The organism is Microvirga lupini (genome assembly GCF_014191055.1).
Classification (GTDB): domain Bacteria; phylum Pseudomonadota; class Alphaproteobacteria; order Rhizobiales; family Beijerinckiaceae; genus Microvirga; species Microvirga lupini_A.
In genome coordinates, this window is the sequence record NZ_JACHWB010000013.1 from 1 (window position 1) to 24,879 (window position 24,879).

Annotated in this window: 21 protein-coding genes; 17 read left to right on the plus strand and 4 right to left on the minus strand. The window is 56.4% G+C overall.

The genetic code is table 11. The annotated features are described in order from the left end of the window. A partial coding sequence (locus tag FHR70_RS23345; protein ID WP_183451714.1) for an NAD-dependent epimerase/dehydratase family protein occupies window positions 1–170 on the minus strand: 170 nt, incomplete at its 3' end. Between the two features lie 336 nt (window positions 171–506). Here FHR70_RS23345 and FHR70_RS23350 point away from each other — a divergent pair. Continuing rightward, a complete protein-coding gene (locus FHR70_RS23350; protein ID WP_183454759.1) occupies window positions 507–1,325 on the plus strand; it encodes a hypothetical protein in 819 nt (272 codons plus the stop codon). Here FHR70_RS23350 and FHR70_RS23355 read toward each other — a convergent pair. Beyond that, on the minus strand, window positions 1,294–2,520 hold the full coding sequence (locus FHR70_RS23355; protein ID WP_343058885.1) for a glycosyltransferase family 4 protein: 1,227 nt from the start codon (window positions 2,518–2,520) through the stop codon (window positions 1,294–1,296). The two genes, FHR70_RS23350 and FHR70_RS23355, sit on opposite strands and share 32 nt — an antisense overlap. Before the next feature lie 263 nt (window positions 2,521–2,783). Here FHR70_RS23355 and FHR70_RS23360 point away from each other — a divergent pair, with 263 nt between their 5' ends. The 16 genes from FHR70_RS23360 (at window position 2,784) to FHR70_RS23435 (ending at window position 22,583) form a co-directional block, all read left to right on the plus strand. Then, on the plus strand, window positions 2,784–3,239 hold the full coding sequence (locus tag FHR70_RS23360; RefSeq protein ID WP_183454763.1) for a helix-turn-helix domain-containing protein: 456 nt from the start codon (window positions 2,784–2,786) through the stop codon (window positions 3,237–3,239). 71 nt (window positions 3,240–3,310) lie between these two features. After that, window positions 3,311–4,438 carry a polysaccharide deacetylase family protein gene (locus FHR70_RS23365; RefSeq protein ID WP_246408501.1) on the plus strand — a complete coding sequence of 376 codons (1,128 nt, stop codon included), beginning with the start codon at window positions 3,311–3,313 and terminating at the stop codon, window positions 4,436–4,438. A 7-nt stretch (window positions 4,439–4,445) separates the two neighbouring features. Next, window positions 4,446–6,707 carry a glycosyltransferase gene (locus FHR70_RS23370; protein WP_183454767.1) on the plus strand — a complete coding sequence of 754 codons (2,262 nt, stop codon included), beginning with the start codon at window positions 4,446–4,448 and terminating at the stop codon, window positions 6,705–6,707. Beyond that, a complete protein-coding gene (locus FHR70_RS23375) occupies window positions 6,700–8,019 on the plus strand; it encodes a polysaccharide biosynthesis/export family protein (RefSeq protein WP_183454769.1) in 1,320 nt (439 codons plus the stop codon). The genes FHR70_RS23370 and FHR70_RS23375 overlap by 8 nt, the downstream gene beginning before the upstream one ends. 1 nt (window position 8,020) lies before the next feature. Next, window positions 8,021–8,653, plus strand: a complete 633-nt coding sequence (locus FHR70_RS23380; RefSeq protein ID WP_183454771.1) for a P-loop NTPase family protein — start codon at window positions 8,021–8,023, stop codon at window positions 8,651–8,653. Then, window positions 8,650–9,912 carry a GumC family protein gene (locus FHR70_RS23385; RefSeq protein WP_183454773.1) on the plus strand — a complete coding sequence of 421 codons (1,263 nt, stop codon included), beginning with the start codon at window positions 8,650–8,652 and terminating at the stop codon, window positions 9,910–9,912. Before FHR70_RS23380 ends, FHR70_RS23385 begins: the two co-directional genes overlap by 4 nt. 10 nt (window positions 9,913–9,922) lie before the next feature. Next, complete coding sequence (locus FHR70_RS23390; protein WP_183454775.1) at window positions 9,923–11,044, plus strand: glycosyltransferase; 1,122 nt, start codon at window positions 9,923–9,925, stop codon at window positions 11,042–11,044. Next, complete coding sequence (locus tag FHR70_RS23395) at window positions 11,041–12,159, plus strand: GNAT family N-acetyltransferase (RefSeq protein WP_183454778.1); 1,119 nt, start codon at window positions 11,041–11,043, stop codon at window positions 12,157–12,159. The genes FHR70_RS23390 and FHR70_RS23395 overlap by 4 nt, the downstream gene beginning before the upstream one ends. Before the next feature lie 512 nt (window positions 12,160–12,671). Continuing rightward, on the plus strand, window positions 12,672–13,271 hold the full coding sequence (locus FHR70_RS23400; RefSeq protein WP_183454780.1) for a GNAT family N-acetyltransferase: 600 nt from the start codon (window positions 12,672–12,674) through the stop codon (window positions 13,269–13,271). Beyond that, window positions 13,271–14,752, plus strand: a complete 1,482-nt coding sequence (locus FHR70_RS23405; RefSeq protein WP_183454782.1) for a lipopolysaccharide biosynthesis protein — start codon at window positions 13,271–13,273, stop codon at window positions 14,750–14,752. The genes FHR70_RS23400 and FHR70_RS23405 overlap by 1 nt, the downstream gene beginning before the upstream one ends. A 14-nt stretch (window positions 14,753–14,766) precedes the next feature. After that, window positions 14,767–15,915 (plus strand): DegT/DnrJ/EryC1/StrS family aminotransferase, encoded by a 1,149-nt coding sequence (locus tag FHR70_RS23410; protein ID WP_183454784.1) that lies wholly within the window; start codon window positions 14,767–14,769, stop codon window positions 15,913–15,915. Then, window positions 15,912–17,153, plus strand: a complete 1,242-nt coding sequence (locus tag FHR70_RS23415; protein WP_183454785.1) for a GNAT family N-acetyltransferase — start codon at window positions 15,912–15,914, stop codon at window positions 17,151–17,153. Before FHR70_RS23410 ends, FHR70_RS23415 begins: the two co-directional genes overlap by 4 nt. Window positions 17,154–17,179: 26 nt before the next feature. Then, window positions 17,180–18,436, plus strand: coding sequence for a GNAT family N-acetyltransferase (locus tag FHR70_RS23420; RefSeq protein ID WP_183454788.1), 1,257 nt, complete (start codon window positions 17,180–17,182; stop codon window positions 18,434–18,436). Between the two features lie 52 nt (window positions 18,437–18,488). After that, window positions 18,489–20,342 (plus strand): asparagine synthetase B family protein, encoded by a 1,854-nt coding sequence (locus FHR70_RS23425; RefSeq protein ID WP_281381430.1) that lies wholly within the window; start codon window positions 18,489–18,491, stop codon window positions 20,340–20,342. After that, window positions 20,320–21,093, plus strand: a complete 774-nt coding sequence (locus FHR70_RS23430) for a class I SAM-dependent methyltransferase (RefSeq protein ID WP_183454792.1) — start codon at window positions 20,320–20,322, stop codon at window positions 21,091–21,093. The genes FHR70_RS23425 and FHR70_RS23430 overlap by 23 nt, the downstream gene beginning before the upstream one ends. Continuing rightward, window positions 21,078–22,583: an O-antigen ligase family protein gene (locus FHR70_RS23435; protein WP_183454794.1), complete on the plus strand. Its 1,506-nt coding sequence runs from the start codon at window positions 21,078–21,080 to the stop codon at window positions 22,581–22,583. Before FHR70_RS23430 ends, FHR70_RS23435 begins: the two co-directional genes overlap by 16 nt. An 80-nt stretch (window positions 22,584–22,663) precedes the next feature. On the opposite strand, the gene FHR70_RS23440 is transcribed toward FHR70_RS23435, so the two are convergent. Both FHR70_RS23440 and FHR70_RS23445 read right to left on the minus strand, forming a co-directional pair. Beyond that, entirely contained in the window at window positions 22,664–23,527 is an 864-nt protein-coding gene (locus tag FHR70_RS23440; protein ID WP_183454796.1) for a polysaccharide lyase family 20 protein, read from the minus strand. Between the two features lie 76 nt (window positions 23,528–23,603). Next, the gene (locus FHR70_RS23445) at window positions 23,604–24,866 is read right to left on the minus strand and encodes a Wzz/FepE/Etk N-terminal domain-containing protein (protein ID WP_183454798.1); all 1,263 of its coding nucleotides are present in this window, start codon (window positions 24,864–24,866) and stop codon (window positions 23,604–23,606) included. Between the last annotated feature and the right edge of the window lie 13 nt (window positions 24,867–24,879).

The following is a 24,879-nucleotide window of genomic DNA, read 5'->3' on the forward strand; positions in this document are numbered from 1 at the left end:
AAGGTGTTGTGGGGGGCAAGCTGGGCGAAGCGGGCCTCTTTCAGGCTGGTGTCGTAGTAGGGGGTGAAGCTGTCGACGCCCACCACCGGGTGCCCGTCGGCCAGAAGCCGCCGCACCACATGATAGCCGATAAACCCGGCCGCACCAGTGACAAGAATCGGAGACGACATGGCAGATTGCACTTTCGATGTTCTGGCCAGTTCCAAGGATGAACCAGCCCACAGTTGACAATTCAGACACCCGAATCCCGATATCCGGACAGGGAAGACCGTGGCGGAGCATCCGGTCGGTGCGGCAGACATTGCACACCAAATAGCAGCCAGCCTGCTCTGCGCTTAAGCCAAGCACGAAAGCTCGTGAGAACTACTCCATTTGAGAGGCTTTATCGGCTCGGTGTTTTCCCATCTACTTCCTCGGCGAACCGCTATTGCCGATCCGGCTGGGGATGTCTCGACGCCTGCACAAACCGCGCCTCGGAGCCAGTGGAATTGGTCAGGAGACCGAACGTGACAGAAGTGCGACAGGATCCGATATGGCGATTGTTCAGTCTCAGCTTTGCAGCCATCTTGGCCATTCTGGTGGCTGCCCCCACGCTCGAGGCGAGAGAAACTTACAACTTCTCGGACGATTTCGAAGTTTCCAGACTGAACGACCTCCTCAAGGAGGACAAGTCCAGGTGGACGCATTACCAGAACACATTTCCGCAGAACAAAGCGGAGATCGTTCCGGAGGCGGCACCTTCCGGCGGAAGCGCACTCCGGTTTTTCGCAGTTCCCTCGACCAAGAAAGTCTCCAAATCCGATATCGAGAAGGAAGGGTTCGAACTGCGCCCTGGGCAAGAAGTGCGGGTGGCGGCTTTGTTCTTCTTGCCGCCGAATGCTGATCTCAAAGATCTGTTTCTGATCGACATTGAATGCCGAGAGTGCTGGCCTCAGGATTCGATCTACCCCAATCAGAGCCCTGGTGTCCGGCTGAAGCTTCGCGATCGGGACGGCACCCCATCCGTGGAGCGCCGCAAGATCGGCCACCCAGACATGCGCAATGATCTGCGCGATTCCGTGGGCCTGCCACGTGGGCGTTGGTTCAAGCTGGAGTGGCGGCTGACATTGAGTGATGATGAGAAGGGAAGTTCGGAAATTCTCATCGACGACAACAGGGTTTTCTTCGGTCGCGGTCCTACTCTGCCCAGTTCTCAAGCTTTTGAGAAATGGGGAATAAGACTGCGTGAGATCATGTATGATCGGTTTCAAATCGGCATTACAGCGAACAGCACTCCCGGTCCGATCGAGATGCTTATCGACGACGTGTCCTTCCAGTTGGAGTGAGAATGGAGAATTTGCCGCGGAATGAGCGGCTAGCACGGCTCCCACGCGTGTTGCGCTCCAAGGCGGCCAGATAGGTCTCGCAGTAGCTGTCAGCCATAGCCTTATCGGAGAAATCTCTGACCGCGCGGTCCCGTGCGGCGCTCCCGAGTTCTCGTCTCTCGGTGCTGGACCTGCACAACCGCAGGATCTGCTGCGCGAGCGCCTGTGGATCATCGAATGGGACGAGGCACCCATCGACACCATTGTGGATGACGTCGCGATGTCCAGGCACCTCCGTTGCAACGACAGGCAAGCACCAACTCATCGCTTCGAGAACAGCCACAGGCAGGCCTTCATAAGACGATGTGGATACATAAATGTCAGTGTCGCAAAGCGCACTCGCCACATTATCGGTAGGGCCCGCAAGGTCCACGAAAGTACTCAGTTGCCGAAGCTCTATCTGCTCGGCGAGTTCTTGCATGAGCGGACCCTCGCCCAGAATGCGCAGCTGAATGTGTGGTAGGGCCTCGCGCAGGTGGTGGATGGCGTCGATGGCGATATCCTGCCGTTTTACGGGGGCAAGTCGTCCGAGAGTCGTGATCCGGGGCCAAGGCACACCCGCCTCGCTCTCAAGTCTGCTTATCTGGGCCGCATCCACTGCCTCCTGCGGCGGGATGTTCACTCCATTCGGGATGTGGATCACCGAACCTGATGGCAACGAGAACTCCTCCTTGAGGCGATCCGCAACATTGGGAGTAACGCCAATATTGAAGGCGGCACGTCTTAAAGCCCAGGCCGAGGAGATGCGCCGCAGGAGGTGCTTTGCCCATCTTTCCTTCGGCAGGAGCCGATTGCTGTGATGCGTCACGACGAAAGGTATCCCCGTACCGGCTAAGGCGAGGGCGACAAGAATAGCGCTATCGGACATGTGGGCATGGACCACATCAATCTTCTCTTCCCTCACCACGCGCCGCAATGTGAGCACAGCGCGAAGAAGCGGGGCAGGGCCTCCTAAAGGCTGGATGACAGGCACGCTTGCCTGCTTAAGGCGGCGCTCGTAGGGCCCGCTCTCTCGCCAGGGAAAAACGACTGCGCGCGCCGACGCTGGGTCTAGCGCAGCCGCAAGATTGACGACCATCGTCTGAGCGCCTTCGCGCTTGAGGTTATGGATGACATGCAAAACTCGCAGTCGCACGTTGCCTCCTAAGCAGCCCATAGCTTTGTGGGTACCCCCAAAAATACGCGAGCCAATGCATAAGCACTATTGTTTAATACATGGCTTAAACGTAGCATTTGTGTGTATGCAAGTAAAGTTACTTGTAACAACACAGAATATACGCAGTTGAAGCTGTGTATACCTCATCAATAACCACAAGTAGTTGTTTTGGGCAGCCTCACGAGCATCGTAAGATGCCTACTTACAGAGAACATCCATTCTTTTGCCGGGCGATGCACTGCGCCAGAGACACGGAGAAGTCCATGCGTGCTGTGAAGCTCACGCTGACGGAAAAGGAAAGAAACCTGCTCCTCTCAATATTCCAGAGAAGCAATCCTGCGGAGCGGAAAGCTCTTCGTGCCGGTATCGTCCTGCGCTCTGCTGCAGGATTGACCGACAACGAGGTTGCTTGTGAGTTCCAAGTGTCCGTTCATACTGTGAGCAAGTGGCGCCGTCGCTATCATGAAGCGGGCCTCGAAGGCCTGACGGACTGGCCGCGATCTGGAAAGCCGCGCCGTCTCCAGCATGATACAATTGCCGCCCACATGAGCGAAGTGATGGAAACCATGCCGCCTGATGGAGGTCGTTGGTCGGTCCGCAAGGTCGCAACGGCCCTCGGGCTTCCTCCTGCGACGACCGGCAGAATCTGGCGAAATCTCCAGAGCCAGCATGCTGCTCCTGCAGGCATGTATCAAAGTATCCCGGCCAACCCAAGGTAAATACAGACTACAAATCTGAGAACGGCTTTCAAGCGATTCACGTAGGCTTTCGGATGATGAGAGTGAACTTGATGCAGCGCTATTCCGAGCCTAACGAACTGGTAATTGATGATACCTCTCTCTTGCCGCAGTTCCTGGCCCGGGACACATCCCTGCATCCCGATGAACGTGGCAAGACGCAATCAAAAAGCAGGTTCGCGCAGACCGCTAAGAAGGCGCTCGTTCGGAGCGGCCTCGTCGCCCTTGCTCGAAGGATGCCGACTTCCGAGGAATGCGCCACGATCCTGCGCTATCACTCCGTGAGCGCGGGACAGAACTACTGCTCTCCAACCATTGCCGTCAGTCCAGAGCTCTTCGAGCGGCAAATGAGCTTTCTGGCCAGGAACTACATTGTTTTTCCGCTGGGCGAATTATTGGCACGCTTTGCACGCCGGGAGCTACCCAAGGGCAGTGTCGCCATCACATTCGATGACGGCTATCTCGATAATGCAACCAACGCATTGCCCATTCTCGCCCGGTACGGCCTTACCGCAACTTTCTTCGTCACATCCGACGCCGTTCTGGGCAAAGGCAGTTTCTGGGTCGGCTGGCTATATCGAGCGGTCGCCACCGCGTCTGATGCCACGCTGTCGAGGGCATGCCAAGCAATGGCCGGGACCGCGAGGCCAGGCGCCTCACGGGACGCCTGCTTTGCTGCCCTGGCAGCCCTCGTGGACAACGCAAGAGGCGGCGTACGTCAGAGTTATCTTTCTGAACTTGAGCGGCTGTTTCCGGCCATGCCGCCCCTGGCAGCACCCAGCGACTTCATGATGACAGTCAACGACCTACGGGAGATGCACCAGGCTGGGATGACGATTGGAGCCCATACTGCGACGCACCGCGTGCTGGCCGGCATCGACAGGCAGGTGGTGCAGGAAGAGTTGTCGCGCTCCAAGACAGATCTTGAAACAGCGCTGGAGACCGCTGTCGATCACCTGGCATATCCTAACGGGCATGTCCTGAAGAACGTCGATGAGACAGCAATCAGCGTGGCAGGAGAAATTGGCTATGTCTCCGCCGGAACCTCCCGCCGCGGAATCCTGACCAAGACATCCTCATATCTTGATTTGCCGCGGCAGGGTGTGAACGAAATGCTTGGATTCGAGGGCTTCGTTTTCAAGCTCGAAGAGACGCGCTTCTCGCGCCTGCTGCGGGGATAGATCCATCATGCGTGTCCTTGCCATAACGAACATGTACCCGAGCGCGGAGCGTCCAGGATGGGGATCCTTCGTGCGCTCGCAGGTGGAGAGCTTGCGTAACGCCGGTGTAGACGTCGACGTGCTGGTCATCGAAGGCTACCGCAGCAAGCTAGAGTATCTGAAAGCCATCAGCCGGATGCGCAGGATGCTGCGAGAGTGCAGGTATGACCTCATACACGCCCACTATGGCTTGAGCGGCCTTGTCGCCCGGTTTCAATTCTCAATCCCGATTATCGTCTCTTTCTGCGGTGATGATCTTTATGGCCATTCTGACCCGAAGGGGCGAGCTCGCCTGAGCAGTCTTCCTTTCGCATGGATCCACAGGCAACTCTCCCGTTTCGTCGATGCCTCTGTCGTGAAGTCCAAGGCGATGAACGCCTTGCTTCCGCGCCCGAATGCGACGGTCATCTCCAATGGGGTGGACATGGAGATGTTCCGTCCCCTCGAAAAGCAGGCATGCCGTGAAGAGTTGAGCCTTGATCCAGACCGCACCTACATCCTCTTTCCCTACGCGCCTGACCGGCCGCGCAAGAATTTTTCCGCCCTAAAGGAGGCCGTGGATGGGCTGCGTGCACAGTCTCCCGAAAGACTGATCGAGATCCTGACGATTGCTGGCGAACCGCAGCACAGGATTCCTCTATACATGAACGCCGCCGATGTGTTGGTTCTGCCTTCCTTCTGGGAAGGCTCACCCAATGCAGTCAAGGAGGCTATGGCCTGCAACATGAAGGTGGTTGCCTCCGATGTCGGCGATGTGCGGGAGAGACTTGATGGCGTTCCAGGCACTGCCATATGCGGGACGGATCCCACATCGATCGCAGCAGCAATCTCGACGGCACTCGACGACAACCGCGATGGCAGCCGGCGCGAGGCGGTGGCCGAATTGGACATCGGAAGGGTCGCGGATCAGGTTATTGCCGTGTATTCTGCGGTCCTACGGCGCGCCAGGAAGGACCGCGGAGTCCTGATGATCGTAGAGAACCTGCCGGTTCCTTTCGACAGGCGCGTTTGGCAGGAGGCAAAGGCCCTCACGGCAGCCGGTTGGAATGTCTCAGTCATTTGCCCTAAACGCGGTAAGTACACGGCCTCCCGGGAGACCATCGACGGCATCGATATCTACCGACATCCACTCCCGGAGGCGCAGAGCGCTATAGGCTATCCGTTGGAATATGGCATCGCCTTCTTCTGGCAGCTTTTTCTCGCTACCTGCATCTACATGATGCGGGGGTATAAGGTCATACATGCCTGCAATCCTCCTGATCTCATCTTCCTGGTAGCCGCTCCATTTAAGCTATTGGGGGTGAAGTTCATCTTCGATCACCACGATCTATGTCCCGAACTCGCTGTTTCGAAATTCGGCCCAGGACGAAAGCATGCTGTCATCCAGCGCGCCTTGCGGATTCTCGAACGAGCAACATTCCGTTTGGCGGATGCATCGATCGCCACCAACGAGTCCTACAAGTCTATTGCGATCCGCCGGGGAGGCATGCATCCGGATCGCGTGCATGTGGTGCGGAGCGCGCCTGATCTGAAGCTATGGCGTCCGATGGATCCGGATCCGTTACTCCGAACCGGTGCGGCGCATCTTGTCGGTTATGTGGGAGTGATGGGCCCGCAGGAGGGTTTGTCAAACCTGCTCACAAGCATCGAGCACATTATACACAAGCTCGACCGCAGAGACATCCGCTTCATTCTGGTCGGTGACGGCTCCGAGCTCCAGGCCCTGAAATCGGAGGCGAGGGCACGCCGGATCGACCCCTGGGTCGAGTTCACAGGCCGGGTTTCCGACCAAGATCTGATCCGGATCCTGTCGAGCTGCGACGTCTGCGTGAACCCAGATCTCGCAACCCCCTTCAACGATCTCTCTTCCATGAACAAGATCGTCGAATACATGGCATTGGGAAAGCCCATCGTTCAGGTCGATCTTGCGGAGGGGCGCTTTACGGCCGGCGAGGCCGCTATAGGCGCGGCCCCAGACGATCCGGTCGACTTCGCTGAAAAGATCGTCGCTCTCCTCGCCGACGAAGGGACGATCGAAAAGATGGCACTTGCAGCCCGGCAACGGGTTGCTGACACGCTCTCTTGGGATCGTCAAGTTCCACACCTCCTGGCCTGCTACGCTCAGGTAGCGAGTCAGGAAAATCAAACGCGCAGGTACACCTGGAACCGCAGGGACAGAATGTCAACGAAGCTCAGTACAACCAATGCTCTTGAGGATGACCATGGCTAGTATCGTCATATCCGCGAAGCGCAGCCTTCTCATTCCTTTGGTCATCCTGGCGTCGTTGGGAGGAGAGGCCTCTTCTGAGGAGCAGTCATACGTTTTCGGAATCGGGGACGAGGTAAAGATCACCGTGTTCAAGGAGCCGGACATGTCGGGCTCCTACAAGGTCGGAGCGACCGGCTTTGTTTCGGTTCCTGGGGTTGGCGACATCAAAACCGCGGGCTTAACTCCGACTGAGCTGCGCGATTCAGCGAGGCAAGCGCTTTCGGATCTCCATCATGCCAATCCGAACGTCACAGTTGAGGTCATGCAATATAGCCCCGTCTACATCATGGGCGATGTTCGCAATCCCGGTCGCCAGCCTTATACGCCCGGCCTCACGGTACTCCAGCTCATTGCCCTTGCAGGCGGCTACCCGCCTGCCTTGGGCCTAACGGCGGATGATAGCACGGCACGTGAGGTGGAGAAGCAGAAAGTTGATCTCGCCATTTCTCGAGAGAAGTATGCATCTCAATCCATGAAACGTGCACGTCTCTTGGCAGAACGAGACGGCAAGGCTGCGTTCGACATTCCTCCGGAACTTGAGTCCATGATCGGCAAGGAGCGTCTGGAGCAGATCAAAGCTTCAGAGATGAACCTGAAAATCTCTCGGGCCTTCGAAGAGGAGCAGAGGGTCAGGCTTTTGCGCAGGCAAGCCGAAGAGGTGGTGAAGGGGCGAGCCGCACTCGAGGAGCAGCTTGAGGCGACAAAGCGCCTCAAGGCTATCATCGACGCTGAGCTCCGCAATATCCGCGACCTGAAGGAGCGTGGACTGACCGCCAGCACCCGTGTGCTCGAACTGGAGCGCATCTCCGCTGATACGGAGATGCGCCTCAACAGCGGCATATCCATGATCTCCCAGGCTAATCAGAACCTTGCAAATATCGACCTGCTCATTCGGCAAGCGACTGAAGCGGCTCGGGTTAAAATCGCCGAGCAAATCGTGGAAACTGAGACGGAACTTGTCGTCACCGATCGCCAGATAGCTAGCGCCATCGAGATGCTCAACATGCGAGGCATTTCAACATCGAGCGCCATTGCAGGTCAGGGCGATTTGAACCGCCGGCTCAGCATCGTGCGCAAGAGCGAACCTGAGCCGATCCTCGTATCTGAGAACACGCAGATCCGTCCTAGCGACGTTCTGATTGTGACACGTGTGATGGAGGCTCCGGCCAAAGGCGAATCCCTTGCCGCAAACACTTCCAAGATGGCTGAAACTGCATTTATGACGCAGGATCCCAATACCGCTGGCAATCGCCCATCCTCGGACAGGAGATAAGATGCTGCAATCTATAACAATTCCGCAGTCACTGCGCCGGATCTGCCGGGATATCCTTGCAGCCAATGTGAGTGGCAAGAGCGGAGTAGTGGTTGGACTGATATCGACACTTCCGCACGAGGGAGTATCCACAATCTCTATTGGACTAGCTCGCATCCTGGCTGAGTCCTCCAGAGTGCTTTTGATTGATGCCAGTGCAGGGCGCCCGATTTCAGATCTCCTCGGCGTCGAAAGTCATATTCTGAAAGCGGAAGATCTGGCACAGCTCCAACTCGCAAATCTCAGAGATTGGCTCGTTCCTTGTCCGGAGCCCAATCTTGACTTGCTTTCGATCGATGCAGATCAGGCAGCGGCCACGATATGGGACAAACGCTGGTCCGAGTTGAAACTCACGATGCTACAACACTACCAAGTCATCATCGTCGATCTGGGATCGCTGCAGACTCAGCTGTCACCATTCTGGAGCGCATGTATTGATCAGACCTATGTGGTCGTGGATATGTCAAGCACTCGTGTCGAGACGCTCCAGGAAGCCCGCAAGGAGCTTGACATCCTTCAGATGCCGGTCGCCGGCGCAATCCTCAACAGGCGGCCCTATGCGGTTCCAGCCTTCCTCAGCAATGGCAGGTCATGAATAAGCACTGGACCACTATCGACTCAACGTTCAATCGTCCAACCGTGCCGACGTCATCGAGCATGTGGACGTTCCTGTTTCGTCGCAAGAAGACGATCTTGGGTATGTTCGCCTCCCTCTTCCTTGCGGCGACAGCTCTTCTTTATCTGATCCCCCCAGCCTACGAGGCAGAGGCTAGTCTACTCGTCGAGCGGAATCGCTCTCCGATTATGCGCGCAGACATTCTGCCAGGCCTTGAGATGGCGGAGGTCATGAACACGGCGCGAGGCATTGCCAGCTCGCGAACGGTCATTACGGCCGTCGTCGATAGCCTCCAATTGCCCGAGCGTCCGCATAAACAATCCCTCATGTCCGCTATCCGAAAAGGAGCGAACCAAGTTTTGGTTGCATTCGGCCTCTTGCCCGAGATCAACGAGAGAGATGCGTGGATCTTGTCTCTCATGAAGTTGGCCACGGTTAAGCCGGTTGTGAACTCCAATATTCTGACAATTTCTCTTGCACTCGACGATCCTGAGCTTGCATCGGAGATCGTCAATGAGATCTCCGTACAATATGTCAAACAGCACCTGAAGATCTACTCGACCAAGGGGTTGGCTGAGTTCTACCGCGACAGCATGAACGCTGCTGAGGCGAGCTACAGAACGACTCGTGAGAATGTAATCGCCTTCAAGACAAATGCATCCCTCTTCGCCGTATCAGCAACCCGCGAAGAGTACACCCGTGAGCTTGGAACTTTACGCAGCCAGCTTCTAACCGCTTCTAACGACCTGAGCCGGCTTCTGCGCCGCTACGATCAGCAGCATCCCGAGGTAACAGTTGTAAACAGCGTGATCTCTGCCGTCGAAAGCAGAATTGCGGACACAGAGGACAAGCTCAAGAAGCTGGAAGAAAACGAAGCAACTCTTGCGGATCTAGAAATGGTCCTGGAGAGCAAGCGCAAGACCTATCTCGAATTTGTCAATAAGTATGGCGAAGCGGCGATAAACGGACAAGCCGACTCGAATGTGGTCAATGTCCGGGTTGTCGAGCAGGCAAGTGTGCCTCCGCAACCGTGGATGCCCAGGCTGTATCTGCTCCTGGGTGCAGCTATCCTGAGTGCTCTACTTGCAATCGCCGCCGCCTTTGTACGGGAGTTCTTCGATAGCCGGCCTACGTCCTCCGACGAGGTAGAACGCGTCCTTCGGGTGCCTGTCGTCGGCTGGCTTGAGGATCTCCCGCAGGACGATCTTCATGCGCTCTGGTCCGGAGAGGGAAGGTAAGGTGCTCTTTATGAATGACCTCAATCGCAAGCGTGTCGCCCTTGTCATGCCAATCCGCAACGAAGAGCGCTCAGTAAAGGAGACAATGGATTCTGTCTTTGCTTCAACCCGCTTGCCGGACGAAATCATTATTGCTGATGCTATGTCGACGGATGGCTGCATCGACGCCATCCTCACCTACAGCGACCGTGGCGTTCCAATCCGCGTCGTACAGAATCCCACTATATGGTGTGGGGGAGGGCGCAATGCAGCCACCCGTGCGACGAGTTGCGATGTCATCGTGCTTTGTGACTTCGGCAATACGATCGAGCCCAATTACATAGAGAAGATCGTTCAGCCTTTCGAAGAAGACGAGACGATGGATATCGTCGGCGGACTTTTTCGTATGCGTGCAACGACAGACTTCGAGCACTGTGTCGCAGCAATCCATTATTTCGAAGACTATATCCTGAACAGGATGAGCAGAGAGGAGATTCAGAAGATACTGCCTCCCATCGTGTTTCCAGGGGGGCTCTGCACAGCCTTCACCCGGCGGATCTGGCTTGCGGCTGGCGAGCAGCCCGAGTGGCTTGCTAAGGGCCAGGACAAGATGTTCAGCCGCAAAGTCTATGCTATCGGTGGCAAAGGAATGATCGCCATCGACGCGAGACTTTGGCATCATGTGCGCCGTTCTCCGCGCGAGCTCTTCCGTCAGCTATACCTTTATGGCCGCGGCAATGGCCAGATGCATTTTCTCTCGAAGCATGTGATCCAACTTGCTGGAATTTATGGTACGTTAAGCCTTCTGTTCATCCTTGGTTTTGTCTCATCGTTCTTCGCCATTGCAGGACTTTTATTGTTCGCCGCCTATATCTGGGCGGCAGGCATTCGGAAAGTGGTCAAGGTTGACGGAGGCTTGAAGAAGCTCAACTACATTCCGATTGCCATACAGGTTCTTCTCATCCGTGATATCGGGTCTCTGCTAGGCCATCTGCTTGGATGGGCAGAGTGGTATTTCGTGCCACGGTACAAGGAGAACTATGAGCGCTACATGGGCGGATTGCCTTCCGAGCGGATCCTGCTCGTCGCTCCCCAGCTTGCGGGACGTGGCCTCTTCGCGCGGCTTCGCCGCACCATCGGAGCAGCGCTATGAGCGGCCCGATTACGGTTCGAAGCATTACCTCGCTTAGCGAGTTCGAGGCTTGCGCTCAGGATTGGGACTTGGCAGTCGCTCAAACCCCTTACGCGAGTATCCATGCCCGCCATTTCTGGCTAAAGCACTGGTTGGAGACAGTAGGACGCGGCCGGGAACTAGCTTTCCGCCTGATGTACGATAATGACGGCGTTCTCGGATGCGCTGCATGGATCGTAGAGAGAAAGAGCTTCAGACTGTTCTCCATCCCTTATTTGAGCTTGGCTGGTGGGCCCATGTCCAAGCGCACGCAGGTCATTCTCTCTCGTCGGCAGGAAGAGGCAGCAGCAGCAATGCTCAAGGATCTAAGTCATCTGAAATGGTGGTGGCTCGATCCGGAGAGAATCCACGACAACGATCCCCTCCTGCGTAGTTTCCCATCCAGTTCGGTCGTCATCGATGCAGTGGAGCGGGTAAGCTACATGCTTCCGCGGGTTACTACGGAGACGAGATGGGACGACTATTTGAAGGCGCGCTCGCGCAAGTTCAGGAAGCAAAGGAAGAGAGGGCATCAGGATCAGCTCCTTAGCATCCGCAACTACCCTCAGGACTTCGTGTCTGTTGACCAATTCATTGATGCAATCGCAGCGATTGCTCATAGCAGCTGGGCTTTTCGAGAAGGAACATCCATTGTCTCCACAGAGTCGGAGTGGAAGTTCTGGCAGGGCGTCCTTCGCGAAGCTGCAGCCCAGGGGACACTTCATGCCTCATGCGCTTTCAATGAAGAGAGGCCCATCGCCTTCATATTCGGCATTCTCGAACATGGTATCCTCTATGCCTTGAAGACGGCCTTTGCGGAGGCCGGAGCACAAGTCGGGGCCGGCCGCTTCGCCTTCTCCGCCTTGATTCAGAGTGCAATGAGCCATCCAGGGATAAGTACTGTCGATCTGGACTTCATCACGTCCCACGGCGATTACAAGGCAGGCTGGGCTACGCAGCTTGAGACCGTCAAAAGTTACTACGCTTTCAGGCAGGGACTCGGCCCCCGCATGCTGGCACAGGCCTACGCATTCAAGAAATACCTCAGCAAAAAACCTGAAGAGAATTTGCCACAGTTGAGCGAGGCTACGACATGACCTTGCATGTTGCGTGGCATCGGGGCGTCAAGGCCCTCGACCGCCTTGAGAATGACTATGTTCGGCTGCTGTCTGACTCCTGTGGAACTACCATCTTCAATGAATGGCCATGGATCCGTTCAGCGGCGAAATTCCTGGTCCCTACGGGACGGGAAGTTCGCACAATTACGATTGCCGATGGAGGTGGATTGCTTGCCTGCCTCCCGATGACCATCGGTCGCGAGAGCATCGCGGGTTTGCCCGTGCGTACCCTGCGCCCTCTCGGTTATCCTTTGAGCGACCGCATCGGACTTCCAGTGCGGCAGGGCCGAACTGATGTCCGTTCGGCACTGCTCGATGCCCTCGTCGATCCGAGGCGCTCTGAAGCTGACGTCGCTATCTTGAGCGAAGTTCCGGCTGAGGCTGGCTTCCGCAATCCCATGGGTGGAGCCGAGTGGCGCGCTCCTCACGTCAGGCTTTGTAGCCGAGCACCTGTTCTCGATGTCTCAGACCCTCACAAGGTGCAGGCGTCTTTGTCCAAAGCTCTGAGGACGCGCATATCGCGGTCTCGCAAGAAGGTGGCCGCCACTGGCCAGACAGGATTTGCACGCATTATTCCGTTGCCTTCTGAGGTTCCGGATCTGCTGCGCACCATCGCTGCCATAGAACATGTAAGCTGGAAGGGCAAGGCTGGCGTCGGCATCTTCTCCGCCTCAGAGCGCTACGCTTTCTTTCAGGAAGTCTCCCTTGCGCTCGCAGCCTCAAGGCGGCTCGAGATCCTTCTGTATGCCATCGGTGACCGTGTGGTGAGCTACCGCTACGGGTTCAGAGTAGGCCGCACCTTTCTCGACTATAATTTTGCCCATCCGGTCGAACTTGATGACCTGAGTGTCGGAAGAGTCCTCTTGGCAGAGGCAATACAGACGGCATCCGCTTCGGGAATCGATACCTTCGATGCCTCCCGCGGCAGTTTGCAGAAGCCGAATATACTCACCGATTGGACGTCCGATGCGATCGAACATCACGAAGTATGGCTCTTTGCTAGAAGCCTCTGGGGGGAACTGCTGCGGCTAGCGATCACAAAGGCCAAGCCTTTCGCCAAGCGCGTCATGAAGCGCAAGGAGGCAGCGTGATGGCCAATAGTGAAACCAAGAGCGTTATCCGTCACGGTCGCCTTTACGGGCTCTCCAACCTTATCAGCCGATCATCTGGACTTGTTCTTCTACCTGTCTACACACACATCCTCACGCCGGTCGAGTTCGGCCTCTACGCCAGCACCATTCTGGTGACGGATCTCATCTCCGTGGTACTGGGGATGGGGCTCGGGCGCGCACTTATCCGGATGCACGTCGAGCAGGAGACACAAGTCGGCAAAGACGCTGTGGTGTGGTCGGCCATGGCCATGTTCGCGGCCATGTCGGTTGTCATCGCAGTTCTCGCTCACCCCATCGCGCTCCTCGCAACAAACGTGCTCTTCGGCTCCACAGAGGAGGCGTGGCTCTTCACTTGGGCAATCTGGGCCCTTATCCCCTCGACGCTCTTCAACCTGCAGCTCAACTACATCGTTGTGCTGAAAAAATCGTTCTTCTACCTAATCATATCTGTTCTGAAGGCCTTCCTATTCATCGCCCTCAACCTGTGGATCGTAGTCTGGCTTGGCCTCGGTGTTTTCGGCATCGTGGTCTCGACCTTCTGCGCCAGTGCCATCGTTGTGGGAGTCATTCTGGCCTATATGGTCAGGACGACCTCCATCGTCATGTCGCGTCCACTGTCTGTAGAGATGGCGAAGTTTGGCGCTCCTCTCGTTCCGACCATCCTGCTGGATACAGTCATAGCGTCCCTCGACAGGTATATCATCAGTCCTGTCCAAGGCACGGCAGCACTTGGCTATTACGGCCTCGCCGTCAGGCTAGCGAGCCTTATCAATCTCTTCGTGACCTCGCCCTTTCTCCAGATCTGGGGTGTACGTCAATTGGAGGCGCTTGAGGCGGATGGCGATCAGCGCGAACTGCCTAATGTCTTTTTCCAGTTTACCCTCGTGCTGCTGCTCATCAGCGCTGCCATAGGTCTGTTCAGTGGGCTGGCGGTCCAGATCATTGCTGATGATGCCTATGCACCGGCCGCCGCCGTGCTGCCCTGGCTCGCCGCTGCACAGGTAGCGGTTGCCTTGCGTAACTTTGCTGAGATCGGCTTGCATCATGCCAAGAAGACCTCGCCACTCATGGTTATCGCCTTCATCAGCCTCGCAGTCGCAGTTCCGTTATATTGGGGAGCTGTGCATGTGGCAGGCATCATAGGTGTGGCTGCGGCCAGCTTCCTACTGGCGCTCTTGCGCACCTGTCTGACCATGGGGTGGGCTGATCGCCATTCCGGATTAATCCGGTTGTTTCCATGGGTTCGGCTGGGATTTGCGGCCATAATCTCAACTGTCGTCGTGCTGGTCGGCACGACCTTCGACGGACGCTTTCTGCCTATTCAGGAAATCCTGCTGAAGCTCGGTGTTCTTGCTGTCCTTGCAGTGGTTCTGGGCCTTCTGGCCGGAGGTACGGACTGGATAAAGCAGCGGACTGGCAAGGTTCCGCAAGTGAAGGATGCAGCTAGCCCATCGGGCTAATAAGGGAGGAAGTCTTGGAGGTTCTTGCCACTCGACCTGTTGCCTCGATGCCATGGCCGACTTTTGGTGCGTTGCTTTCCTACTCGCAGCGACCTCTTCCTCATCCGTTCTCCTCTCCCGATGCGACTCTCTGGACCTCAGCACGTATCGCGCTATGGCAGGCAATCCAGTCCCTCGGCCTAAAACCCGGAGACCGGGTCGCTTTGCCGGCTTTCTGCTGCGGATCCGAATTGGAGCCCTTCCTAGTCGCGGGCCTCGAACTCTCCTTCTTCTCATGTGCCGATGATCTTGCTCCAGATCCCACCTCGTTTCGAGAGGCGATCTCCGGCGCCTCGGCGGCAATGGTAACGCATTACTTCGGCTTTCCCGTAGACCTTGAGCCTGCTCTCGAAATGACCCGACGGGAGGGTATCCCGCTGATCGAGGACTGCGCACATGCGCTGTATACGACCCGAGGCGGGGAGCAGGTCGGTCTTGCAGGCGATGCTGCAATTTACAGCTTCTGGAAGACGGTCGCTTTGCCGGACGGAGGAGCCTTGCATCTGCGGAAAGGGGGCGTGAAAGGCACCCCAAAGCCGCCGCCGCCGGAACTCGTCAAAAAGGCAACGCGCCACCTCCTGTCCAGGACATTGCGAAGTCACCCTTCCTCGATTCTCCGAGGAACGGAAGGCCTCCGTCAGCAGCTGCGGCGCGGACGCAACTCTACTCAGCCGCATGAAAAAGGTGGTGATGAGTGGCATCTGATCAGGTTTCCCAATGAGCTCATTGGAGCGGGCATGTCGAGTCGCTCGCTGCGCATTTTCCGGGCCACGGATCATGTGCAGGTACGGAAGCGCCGGAGACACAATTATCAAAGACTTCAGGAAGCTATGGCTGGAACTCCGGGAATCGTACCACTGGTGCCGCAGCTCCCTGATGGCGCCTGTCCCCTATACTTTCCAGTTGTGGTCGAGGAGGCTGCCAGCCTGAGGCGCGCGCTGGCCACAGAGTCCGTTGGCGTCAAGCACATCTGGCCTTACTTCCATGCCGCCGTTCCTTGGAGCAAGTTTCCTCGTGAATACCATTGGAAAGATAAGGCCCTGGGCTTCCCAGTTCATCAATCACTTGGAGAGGACGATATCGAGCGGCTACTCAAGGTTGTCGGACGTTGGAGCGGGCGATGACTCACGGTCTCTCCGTCAGGCGCATAGAAGACCTGGAGGCGCTCGAGGCTGCAGGGCCACTCTGGAATGATCTGCAGAACTCGTGTGCTCATCAGCATGTCATGATGGATCACCGGTGGATGACCTCCTGGTGGCGCCATTTTGGAGCAGGGAAGGCACAGCACACACTTGTCGTATCGTCAGGACGGACGCCTGTAGGGATCGTACCGCTGTGCATCATGCATGGGATGGAAGTGTACCCGCTGCGTGACCCATATGTCATGGGTCCCGATGACTACAAGTTCCTGCCAAGCTTACGTTGGAATAGAATTGCACCTCTTCGTCGCCTGACGTTTCCTCTCAACTTGATTGCAGGCAATATTCGAGGGCAGGCGATATTCCCGGGTGGCGAGCCTCATGCTTATGCCGCGCTTGCGGATTACATGGCTTCCATCTCAAGCAAATGGGATGTTGCCACTTTTCCTGGCACGAGAGGGTGGGAACAGGAGCAAAGTCTGCTCGTCGAAGCAGCAAGCGGGGCTGGGTTACTTCCGGGGTCTCGTGAGACAAGCCGGAGCATGTTGTACATTGATCTGCCTGCGACCTACGACGACTATCTCCAGACACGCTCGGCTCACTTCCGTAGGCATATGCGGCAAGAGTGCAACAAGGTTGAGCGGACATTCGCCCACCTTGGAAAGATGTCGATCGACTCATTTCGAGGGAGCGAGATCGAAGCTGGAATGCAACGCCTTCTTTCGCTTGAAGCCTTGAGCTGGAAGGTCGCGGATCAAAAGGAAAGGCGGCTACGTCTAACGCTCGACAATGCTGCAAAGAGTTTCTTCTCAGAGGTCGCAGGTCGGTTCGCCCAGGACGACAACGCGCAAATCATCATCTTGCGCTTTGGCGAGACTGATGCGGCAGGCTGGTTCAGTCTTGAGCGTGGTGGCGTTGCGTCCTGCATCTTAACTTACCGCAATGAACAGCTTGGGGCCCCAGTCGGCATCGCGCCTGTTCTACAGGAGCTTGTTCAACGCAGCATTTCTGCCGGCCTCAAGCGCCTCGATATTAACGGATACACCAGGCACTATCTGAAGTGGGCAAAAGATCATCACGATTATGTCGCCCCCACGATCTTCAACACCAGACCTTACTCCAGGCTGCTGCGCCTTGCCGATGAAAGCTTGATGGCATTCAAGCGCCGCAATCTTGCAAATCAGTCAAGCATTATTCCCGAGTCAGCAGAGGCATCATCGTGATGGTTTCAGTTACGTCGGCAGAGACAATGCTTGATTTGCAGGCATCGGACCTGGTTGAAAAAAGCTCTTACCACACATGTCGATTTGATGCGCTATCAGCCTTTGATCGAACATCTTCAGATTGGAACTTGGTCCAAGATCGTTGCCAGTATCACCATGTTCTCATGGATCATAGGTGGGTGAAGGCATGGTGGAATGTCTTCGGCGCGGGCAAAGATCTGCATGGCTTGGTCGTACATCATAAAGGGCAACCAATAGGAATCGCTCCGATGATCTACTCGCAAGGCTGGGAATCCTGGCCGAGTAGAGATGGAAAGCTCCAGATTGCAGAGGATAGCAAGAATCTTTCAATCCCTGCATGGCAGCGCTTTGTTCCCATCCGGCGCGTGACATTTCCTCTTAACATTCCTTCGCACAATTCACGTGCCCATATCCTGATCGCAGATAATCCGGCGCAGGTATGCGGAGAAATCCTGGACTACTGGAAAGATAGAAGCCACACCTGGGATGTCATGGTGCTGGACGGTTTGCCGGAAAAATCCGGACAACGTGACATGCTGCAAGCTGCAGCAGCTTCCAAAGGGTTGATGACTTTGCCTCATGGCCGAGTACGTGAAATGTACTCGGCTGACCTGACAGGTGGAATGGACGGGTATCTGGCTCGACGTGGATCACATTTCCGTAAGCGACACAAGGCGCAGATGAGAGCATGCGAACGCGCAGGTCGTCTTGAGATGTCCATGTACCGAGGACGAGAGATAGGTCGTGGTCTCGAGATTATGTTCGCGATCGAGCGTGATACCTGGAAGGCAAGAAGCGATCTTGATGCGGCAGTAAGAATGCCGCTCGACGACCAGCTCAAGCGGTTCTTCTCGGAGGTCGCTTACGCCTACGCTGACAACGATGACGCCGTCATCCATATAATGAGTCTGGATGGACATCCAGCCGGCGCTCTTTTCGGACTTTCCAGACGGAATGTCATGTTGTCGCTCGTGATCTACCTGCGCGATGAAGTGCGAACCGTTCTGAATGCCTCTCCGCTGTGGGATGCTCTTATCAGGGATGCGGTCGAACGCGGAATATCGGAGCTCGATATTCATGGCGTGACCGCTTACGCACGAAAATGGGCTACGTGCGCCACGAATTATCAGCGATTGTATATCTTCAGTCCCCACTTCAGAGGTCGAATGCTGTGGGCGAGCAAAGCTTTAGCAACAACAATCTCGCGCCGATGGGCCGAGAGGCGAGACAATCCGGGGAGTGATGACGATGGGCGCAATTGACGTAATCCTTCGTGTTGATGGCGCGGCACCATCTGCGACATCTCTTTTGAGCATGGCAGCGGCCGCTCCCCACCGGGGAAGAAATCCTACCACTTACATTACTGGGCGCATCGCGATGGCGCATCAGGCCAATTCAGCCGCTCTGGATGAACCTCAGCCCTACGTCATAGATAACGGGCGTCTCGCAGTCGTTCTGAGCGGCCGCCTCTATAATCGTGAGGAAGTCGCGCGTAAGCTTGAGCATGCTGGCCACCCGGTCCGTGATCGGAGCCATTGCGGTACCATCGCTGCGGCCTACGATGCATGGGGCGACAATTGTGTGCGGGAGCTTGATGGCGACTTTGCTTTCGCTCTCTACGACTCCATGAACCACCGCCTCCTTGGAGCGCGCGACGTCTTCGGCGTGAAGCCTCTGTGCTATTCTTACTGGAATGGGGCACTTTGGATAGCATCCGAACCGCGCCAAATTCTTGCTGCAGGGGTCCCATCGACACCATGTGAGGAATCCATCGTTTCCTACATTGCTCTGGAGCGGTCTCTCCTCGACGCTGGGCTCTCATTCCACAAGGAGATACGCCGTCTCAAGCCGGGGCATATGCTGATCCAAGAAGGGGCGGGCGCTCCGCGAGAGATCTGCTACTGGCGTATTGACCCTCATCGGGTGAACCACGAGAAAACCGAGGCTGATATGGCGGCTCGCGTTCGCGAGATGCTGATCGAATCCGTACGACGGCGAGCTCCCGAGAAGGGCCCCTATGGCTGCGAACTGAGCGGTGGCTTCGATTCGTCAACCGTCGCAGGCCTGCTGAGGCGGGATCTTAAGCGACGCGGTATTGACGACCCTATGGAAACGTTCTCCTTTGAGCTTCGGGACGCCGCAGCCGATGAACCAGAGCTCATCGATGCGGTGGCGAAGGATGTCGGCGCCAACCATCACCACATCTATGTCGACAAAGATAACGTGTTCGACCTGCTGCCCCACATGCTACAGGCTGGAGGTCAGCCGCAGTTCGATATGGGACTTCTCTACCTCTGGCGCTGCAAGGAAGAAACCGCACGTCATGGCGTACACGTAACGATGAGCGGCCTTGGCGGCGACGAACTCTTCTTCGGCCGCTATCAATTTTTGGCCGATCTCTTGAAGAGTGGGCGCTTCATCGAACTCTCCCGCGAGATGGCGAGCTTGTTCCCGTACGATCGGAGCACGGGCAAGAAGACTTCGCTGAGGAAGCTCGCCGCGGCCTATATCGCTTCGCCCCTCATGTCGCGGGGCTTCCGGGCTTGGCTGCGCCGGAGGCAGGGAAGGGGAGATTACCCGGTTTGGATTGCGCCAAGCCTTGCCCAGAGGACCAACCTAGCAGAGAGAATTGCAGCTGGGCCGCCACGGGTCTTCAGCGACTACTACCGGCAGGATTGCCTTGAGGTTTTCGAGTCGATCTTAATTAACATGACGGTCCCCATCCATGAGGCTCTCGGCGCGACCTTCAATGTGGACACACGCTTTCCTCTCCTTGATCGCGATCTCGTCGAGTATCTCTTCGCGGCTCCACGCGAATACAAGATCCGCGGCGGGCAAACACGTATGCTCCAGCGTCGAGCCATGGAAGGCATCCTCCCACCAGTTGTCACTCAGGAGCATCTCAAGAAGAATCTCAACCCCGTTCTCTGGCGGCAGCAGCATGAGCACTTTGCTAGGACGCTGCAGAAATTCTTCCAGCAGAGAAGCTTCCGCATCGACGAATACATCGATATCGACTGGCTGCGCCGCGCTTATGACGACTTCGTTTCGGGCCGAGGTTCAGGCCAGGAGGCCTACGTGCTTTGGTACGCTCTGAACATCGAGTCCTGGTTGCAGTTGCTCGAAACCCAAAGGGAGGTGCACCATGACGGCATCCCGGCAGCCTGAAGCGGAAATCATCAACTTCCGAAGTGTTATTGAGAAGCAGCTCTTCTATGGCCGGGGCGAAGTTCTCGAGCAATACAGCAGAGCCTGGGATCTACGGACGGGAGAGGCTTATGTTTTCGACAAATTCTTTCCCACGGGTGGAAGACTCCTTGATGTAGGTTGCGGCACGGGCCGCACCAGCTTTCTGCTCGCGGACCGTTTCGACGAAATTGATGCTTTCGATATTGTGCCTGAGATGATCGAGGTGGCACGGAAGCGGGATGCAGAACTCCGCACAAAGATCAATTTCTTTGTGGGCGATGCCACTCATCTGCCTGTCGCGTCGACTCGATATGATGCAGTTCTTTTCGCCTATAATGGGATCGAGGGAATTTTGGACAAGCAGAGTCAGATGAATGTTCTTTCCGAAGTGTTCCGGGTGCTGCGCTCAGGGGGAGTTTTCATCTTTACGACCAAATCCTGCTTCAACGCCAACTATGCTCGCCGTTTCTACATCCCTCGCCTTATGGCGCAGATAGGGATCGGGCGCCACGATGGTGGCACTCCTCTCGAGGTTGAGGTGACGCAAGGCAACCAGAAGATGCGCTGGCATACGACGAATCCTCTTGCCATGAAGGCGCAGTTGCGTAGGACCGGATTTGAGCTTCTCTACTTCAACTCAGAGGTCCGTCTCGGACGCGGTCAAACAGGATCGAGCCTGGCAGCCAACTTCCACCGTTGGGATCACTTTTACGCATGTCGCAAGCCATAGTACGAGCTGTTGGCCGGGCTCGCTCCCACCTCCTGACGCCATGGTTGCTCGGCAGAATTGCGGAGGCTGCGTTCTGGAGCTTCTTTGCCCTTGTGCTGGCCCTTGCCATAGGTTCGGCCGACTGGGTTCTCACTGTCGTCGTCCTCGGCGTCATTGTATTAGGCTGCCTGCTGCTCATGGAAACCAAAATCTTGGCCATGCTCTGGTTACTGGGGCAGCCGGTGCTGTTCGTGTTTCCCAACAACCTAGCGGCGGGTGTCCCGTTCCTCACCGCCGAGAGGGGACTTTTCCTGCTGCTGATCGGCCTGATGATCCTCCATGCGCTGACCCGTTCGCCGCTGTCCCGTCCGCTGAATCGCCTGGAATGGATCGTGCTTGCATTTCTCGGTGTGCTTCTCGCATCATTCCTGACGACGCTTCCTTCGAAAGACATGAAGATTGTCCGCAGCGATGTGGCTCTGATCTTCCAATGCTATCTCATGCCATGGCTGTCGATACTCATTGCACGGAGGATCGACTGGACTGAGCTTGATGTGTTGCGTCTCCTACGACTGATGACGTTAACGGGTATCCTTCTCGTCTTCATCGGCATCCTTCAATATTTTCTACGTGTGCAGTGGTTTACGCCGAAGTACTTTGAAGTCATTCACGAAGGCCGCACCACGGGGACCTTCGGCAATGCCGCCGAGTATGGCTCTGTGCTGGGGGGAATGGCTATTCTAACTCTCGCGCAGTTCTCAATTTCACAGAACTCAATGCTGCGTCTTTTCTTCTTGGGCTGCTTCGGAGCGATGTTTGGAGGGATCCTTCTCGCCCTGACGCGCTCTCCCTTGGTTGGAGTGGGCGCAGGTCTGGTCGTGATCTTTCTAGGCGACAGGAGGATCAGGCCTTTTTTTGGGCTTATGACCATTTTGGGACTCTTACTTGGTGCGATTGTGGTCCCACTAGTTATGGACACGGACGCCCTCATGGCCCGAATGGAGGAGATGGAGCCGATATATAATCGAATCGCTCTCTTCGCGACTGCTGGAAAAATGATCGCAGCGTTTCCGCTCACCGGGGTTGGGTTCGGGCGCTATGCCTTCAGTGACTACAAGACCGACTATCTTACGGGCATTGGCGAAGTCGGCGCGGAATGGGCTGCAAGTATTGGTATCCCCCACCTCGAGTTCCTGCACATCGCCGTACTCACAGGCATAGTCGGCATCTCATTTTATTTCCTGGCCATCCGAGCCTGCATTTGTACCCTCTGGCGGATCTATCGTTCTCCTGCAGCGTCCATGTTCACGCGCAGGCTCTCACTCTACGTCCTGGCGGTGCTGGTGAGCCTTCTCGTCAACGGGCTGTTCGTGGACTTCATGGCTTATAACTACTTCGCTGCCATGACTTACTTCATGGTCGGTGTCGTATCGGTGGTGAGGCCTATCCACCCGAGCGGCGCTAAGGACACATCCGAAGCAATCGGCCGAGGCATTGCGCGCAAAAGTTGACGGCGACACGCGTGATGCGATCTGCGAGAGGATGGACCCGGAACTATCCTGACGATAGATCCTAGGCTGGAATTGGCGTTCTAGTCGTCAACCGATCGTACATTTGCCGACATATCATGATTATCCGGCAGGAGCGGCTGAGTGCTCTGTCGCACCCGGTCGATAATAATTTCATGCCGCTCGATCGGTGATATAGCTCCCGGCTTATTCCAATGGGGAACATAGATTCCAAGCTTGAAGAATGGCCCCAACCAATCGTTGTAAGCGTTTGGCCCTCCTTGCCTGGCAATGGACGCCCCGTCCTTCCAAATCTCTACAACGCCATCATCGCCATAGGACCAGTGGATGCGGAAAACCCAATCCGTCCAGACGCCACGCTTCAGTGGAGCCGACCAAAGTATGGCTCCTCCTTCCGGCGCTGCTCGTAGAAATGGGAAACCTGAGATTCGTCGACTGTCCCAATGGCTGGCTATCGATAGCTGGTCGTCCTTGATCACGAGGCGCAGCGGAGGAGCACGTCCAGCCTCGCCTAGAAGCTTATCGTCGACCGCGTGCCATTGTGCGACCGTTGCCGCTTCTGGAATTGGATGCCATCCCTCGGGTACGAAGAGGCTGAAGGCGTACCAGCGCTCTTCCCCGAGTCCAACTGCCTTGAGCCTCACCTCCGCACGCTTGCTGCCGGCGACGCGAGGATCCTCAGGAGCAAGACTAACCTTTAAGGCACGCTTGCCCTCCCTGGCTCCATTGGAAATAACCGTGGCGGAGTGGTCGCAACAGAATTCTGTCTCTCCGGCCTGCCAAGCAGAAAGATCACCGCCCTCGAAGCCATCGGCGAATTCCTTGGAGCCGAATTCCAGATTGCTGATGTAATAAGCGAAGCTGTAGGCTACATGGCCGGCGATTAGGACAGCTGCACCAGCAGCCACAGGCGCGAGCCAGCGCATCTTCCGCGCTTTTGAGGGAACGCCGCTCTTAACCCTTAACCTCATAGCGAGTTCTCCCTCGGAAAGCTTGAAACTATCAGTTGTAGGAGCGGAAGCTTCGAGCCAAATTGCGATTGCTGCCTAGAGCCACGCGTACGGGGCTTTGCAAGATGTTCTCGACATCCTCGATCGATGTAAGAGACGAACTCAGCCGGTCGCGGATGATGGCAGCTCCGACGGCGAAGATAAGTCCTGCGGCGAAGCCGATTGCCAGCTGCAGGATCCGGCTCACATCCGGTGCGATCGGAGGAAGGGCTTGTTCGGCAATGCGCAGGCTGACCGTGCGCGTATCCGATCTTTCGTGGAGTTCTGATTTATCCAGATTCTTGCGGGCTGCATCTACGGCCTCGGCGAAGAAGCGGATCAGAAGTTGCATCTCCTCCGAACGGATTGCAGTTCTTTCGAGTGTCTGCACATCTTGTGCAAGTGCCGAGAGGTTCTCCCTCAATGTATCGCTGGTGTGCTTTGCGGCGATCGTCTCGGGGTGGTCCGGACCGAGCCTGATTCGGAAGGATGAGAATTGATCCTCTGAGTCCGAAATCATGCTCCGAATCGCGCTCAGTTGAGCCAGAGCGACCGTGTAGCCACTTGAATTTGCGGTGGGGGCGCTCAAACTCGCCAGAGTTCCACGCAGGGCGGCCATGTCGGCTTGAACCCTGCTCAACATCACCCTCCGCAACTGTGAGCCGTGAGAAGCGCGCAGGACGTCGACGTATCGACGTTGTTGGGCCTCAACGACAGAGGAGAGCACAGCCGCGGCTATCTCCGGATCCTCATCCTCTAGGGAGATAGTCACGTAATCCCCGTCTGCCTCAACCAAGAGAGACTTGGTCCAGCGCCTGATGTATCTCTCTCTCAAGGGCGGCAGGCTGAAGAGGCCGAGATCGTCAAGAGTTTCGAAGACTGCCGTCATCACATTGGATTGACGGCGCGGCCTCTCATGAGGCCGCAGCTTATCGACCACGGCCTCGATGACAGGGCGGGACCGAATGATGTCACGCAGATCGTTCGCAAGCTCAATGGCTGCGACTGGGCGCTCCCTCTCGTCGCGCAGCAATGGATCACGACTACGCTCTACAACGATGGCGGCGGTTGCCGTGTAGACAGGAGCAAGAGCATAGCTCATTGCAGCTGTCGTGAGGGCAATCGCAAGAGTCGTGATGGTGATGAACGCCTTCTGCCGTCGAAAAAACCGAGCCACTTGGCGCAAAGTTTGTTTGGCTTGGTCGCGGGTGAAAGCATGCGGTTCGGCTACCTGCGTCGGCCGAGGACGGTAGCTCGAGCGCCCTCCGCTCGTCACTGAGCTCTCCATC

Bases quoted from the DNA above. Each gene is read 5' to 3' on its own strand.
- FHR70_RS23375 (WP_183454769.1), top strand. From the start codon at position 6,700: ATGGCTAGTATCGTCATATCCGCGAAGCGCAGCCTTCTCATTCCTTTG.
- FHR70_RS23390 (WP_183454775.1), top strand. From the start codon at position 9,923: ATGAATGACCTCAATCGCAAGCGTGTCGCCCTTGTCATGCCAATCCGC.
- FHR70_RS23420 (WP_183454788.1), top strand. From the start codon at position 17,180: ATGCTTGATTTGCAGGCATCGGACCTGGTTGAAAAAAGCTCTTACCAC.
- FHR70_RS23440 (WP_183454796.1), bottom strand. From the start codon at position 23,527: ATGCGCTGGCTCGCGCCTGTGGCTGCTGGTGCAGCTGTCCTAATCGCC.
- FHR70_RS23435 (WP_183454794.1), top strand. From the start codon at position 21,078: ATGTCGCAAGCCATAGTACGAGCTGTTGGCCGGGCTCGCTCCCACCTC.
- FHR70_RS23415 (WP_183454785.1), top strand. From the start codon at position 15,912: ATGACTCACGGTCTCTCCGTCAGGCGCATAGAAGACCTGGAGGCGCTC.
- FHR70_RS23405 (WP_183454782.1), top strand. From the start codon at position 13,271: ATGGCCAATAGTGAAACCAAGAGCGTTATCCGTCACGGTCGCCTTTAC.
- FHR70_RS23370 (WP_183454767.1), top strand. From the start codon at position 4,446: ATGCGTGTCCTTGCCATAACGAACATGTACCCGAGCGCGGAGCGTCCA.
- FHR70_RS23395 (WP_183454778.1), top strand. From the start codon at position 11,041: ATGAGCGGCCCGATTACGGTTCGAAGCATTACCTCGCTTAGCGAGTTC.
- FHR70_RS23365 (WP_246408501.1), top strand. From the start codon at position 3,311: ATGCAGCGCTATTCCGAGCCTAACGAACTGGTAATTGATGATACCTCT.
- FHR70_RS23380 (WP_183454771.1), top strand. From the start codon at position 8,021: ATGCTGCAATCTATAACAATTCCGCAGTCACTGCGCCGGATCTGCCGG.
- FHR70_RS23360 (WP_183454763.1), top strand. From the start codon at position 2,784: ATGCGTGCTGTGAAGCTCACGCTGACGGAAAAGGAAAGAAACCTGCTC.
- FHR70_RS23425 (WP_281381430.1), top strand. From the start codon at position 18,489: ATGGCAGCGGCCGCTCCCCACCGGGGAAGAAATCCTACCACTTACATT.
- FHR70_RS23385 (WP_183454773.1), top strand. From the start codon at position 8,650: ATGAATAAGCACTGGACCACTATCGACTCAACGTTCAATCGTCCAACC.
- FHR70_RS23355 (WP_343058885.1), bottom strand. From the start codon at position 2,520: ATGGGCTGCTTAGGAGGCAACGTGCGACTGCGAGTTTTGCATGTCATC.
- FHR70_RS23430 (WP_183454792.1), top strand. From the start codon at position 20,320: ATGACGGCATCCCGGCAGCCTGAAGCGGAAATCATCAACTTCCGAAGT.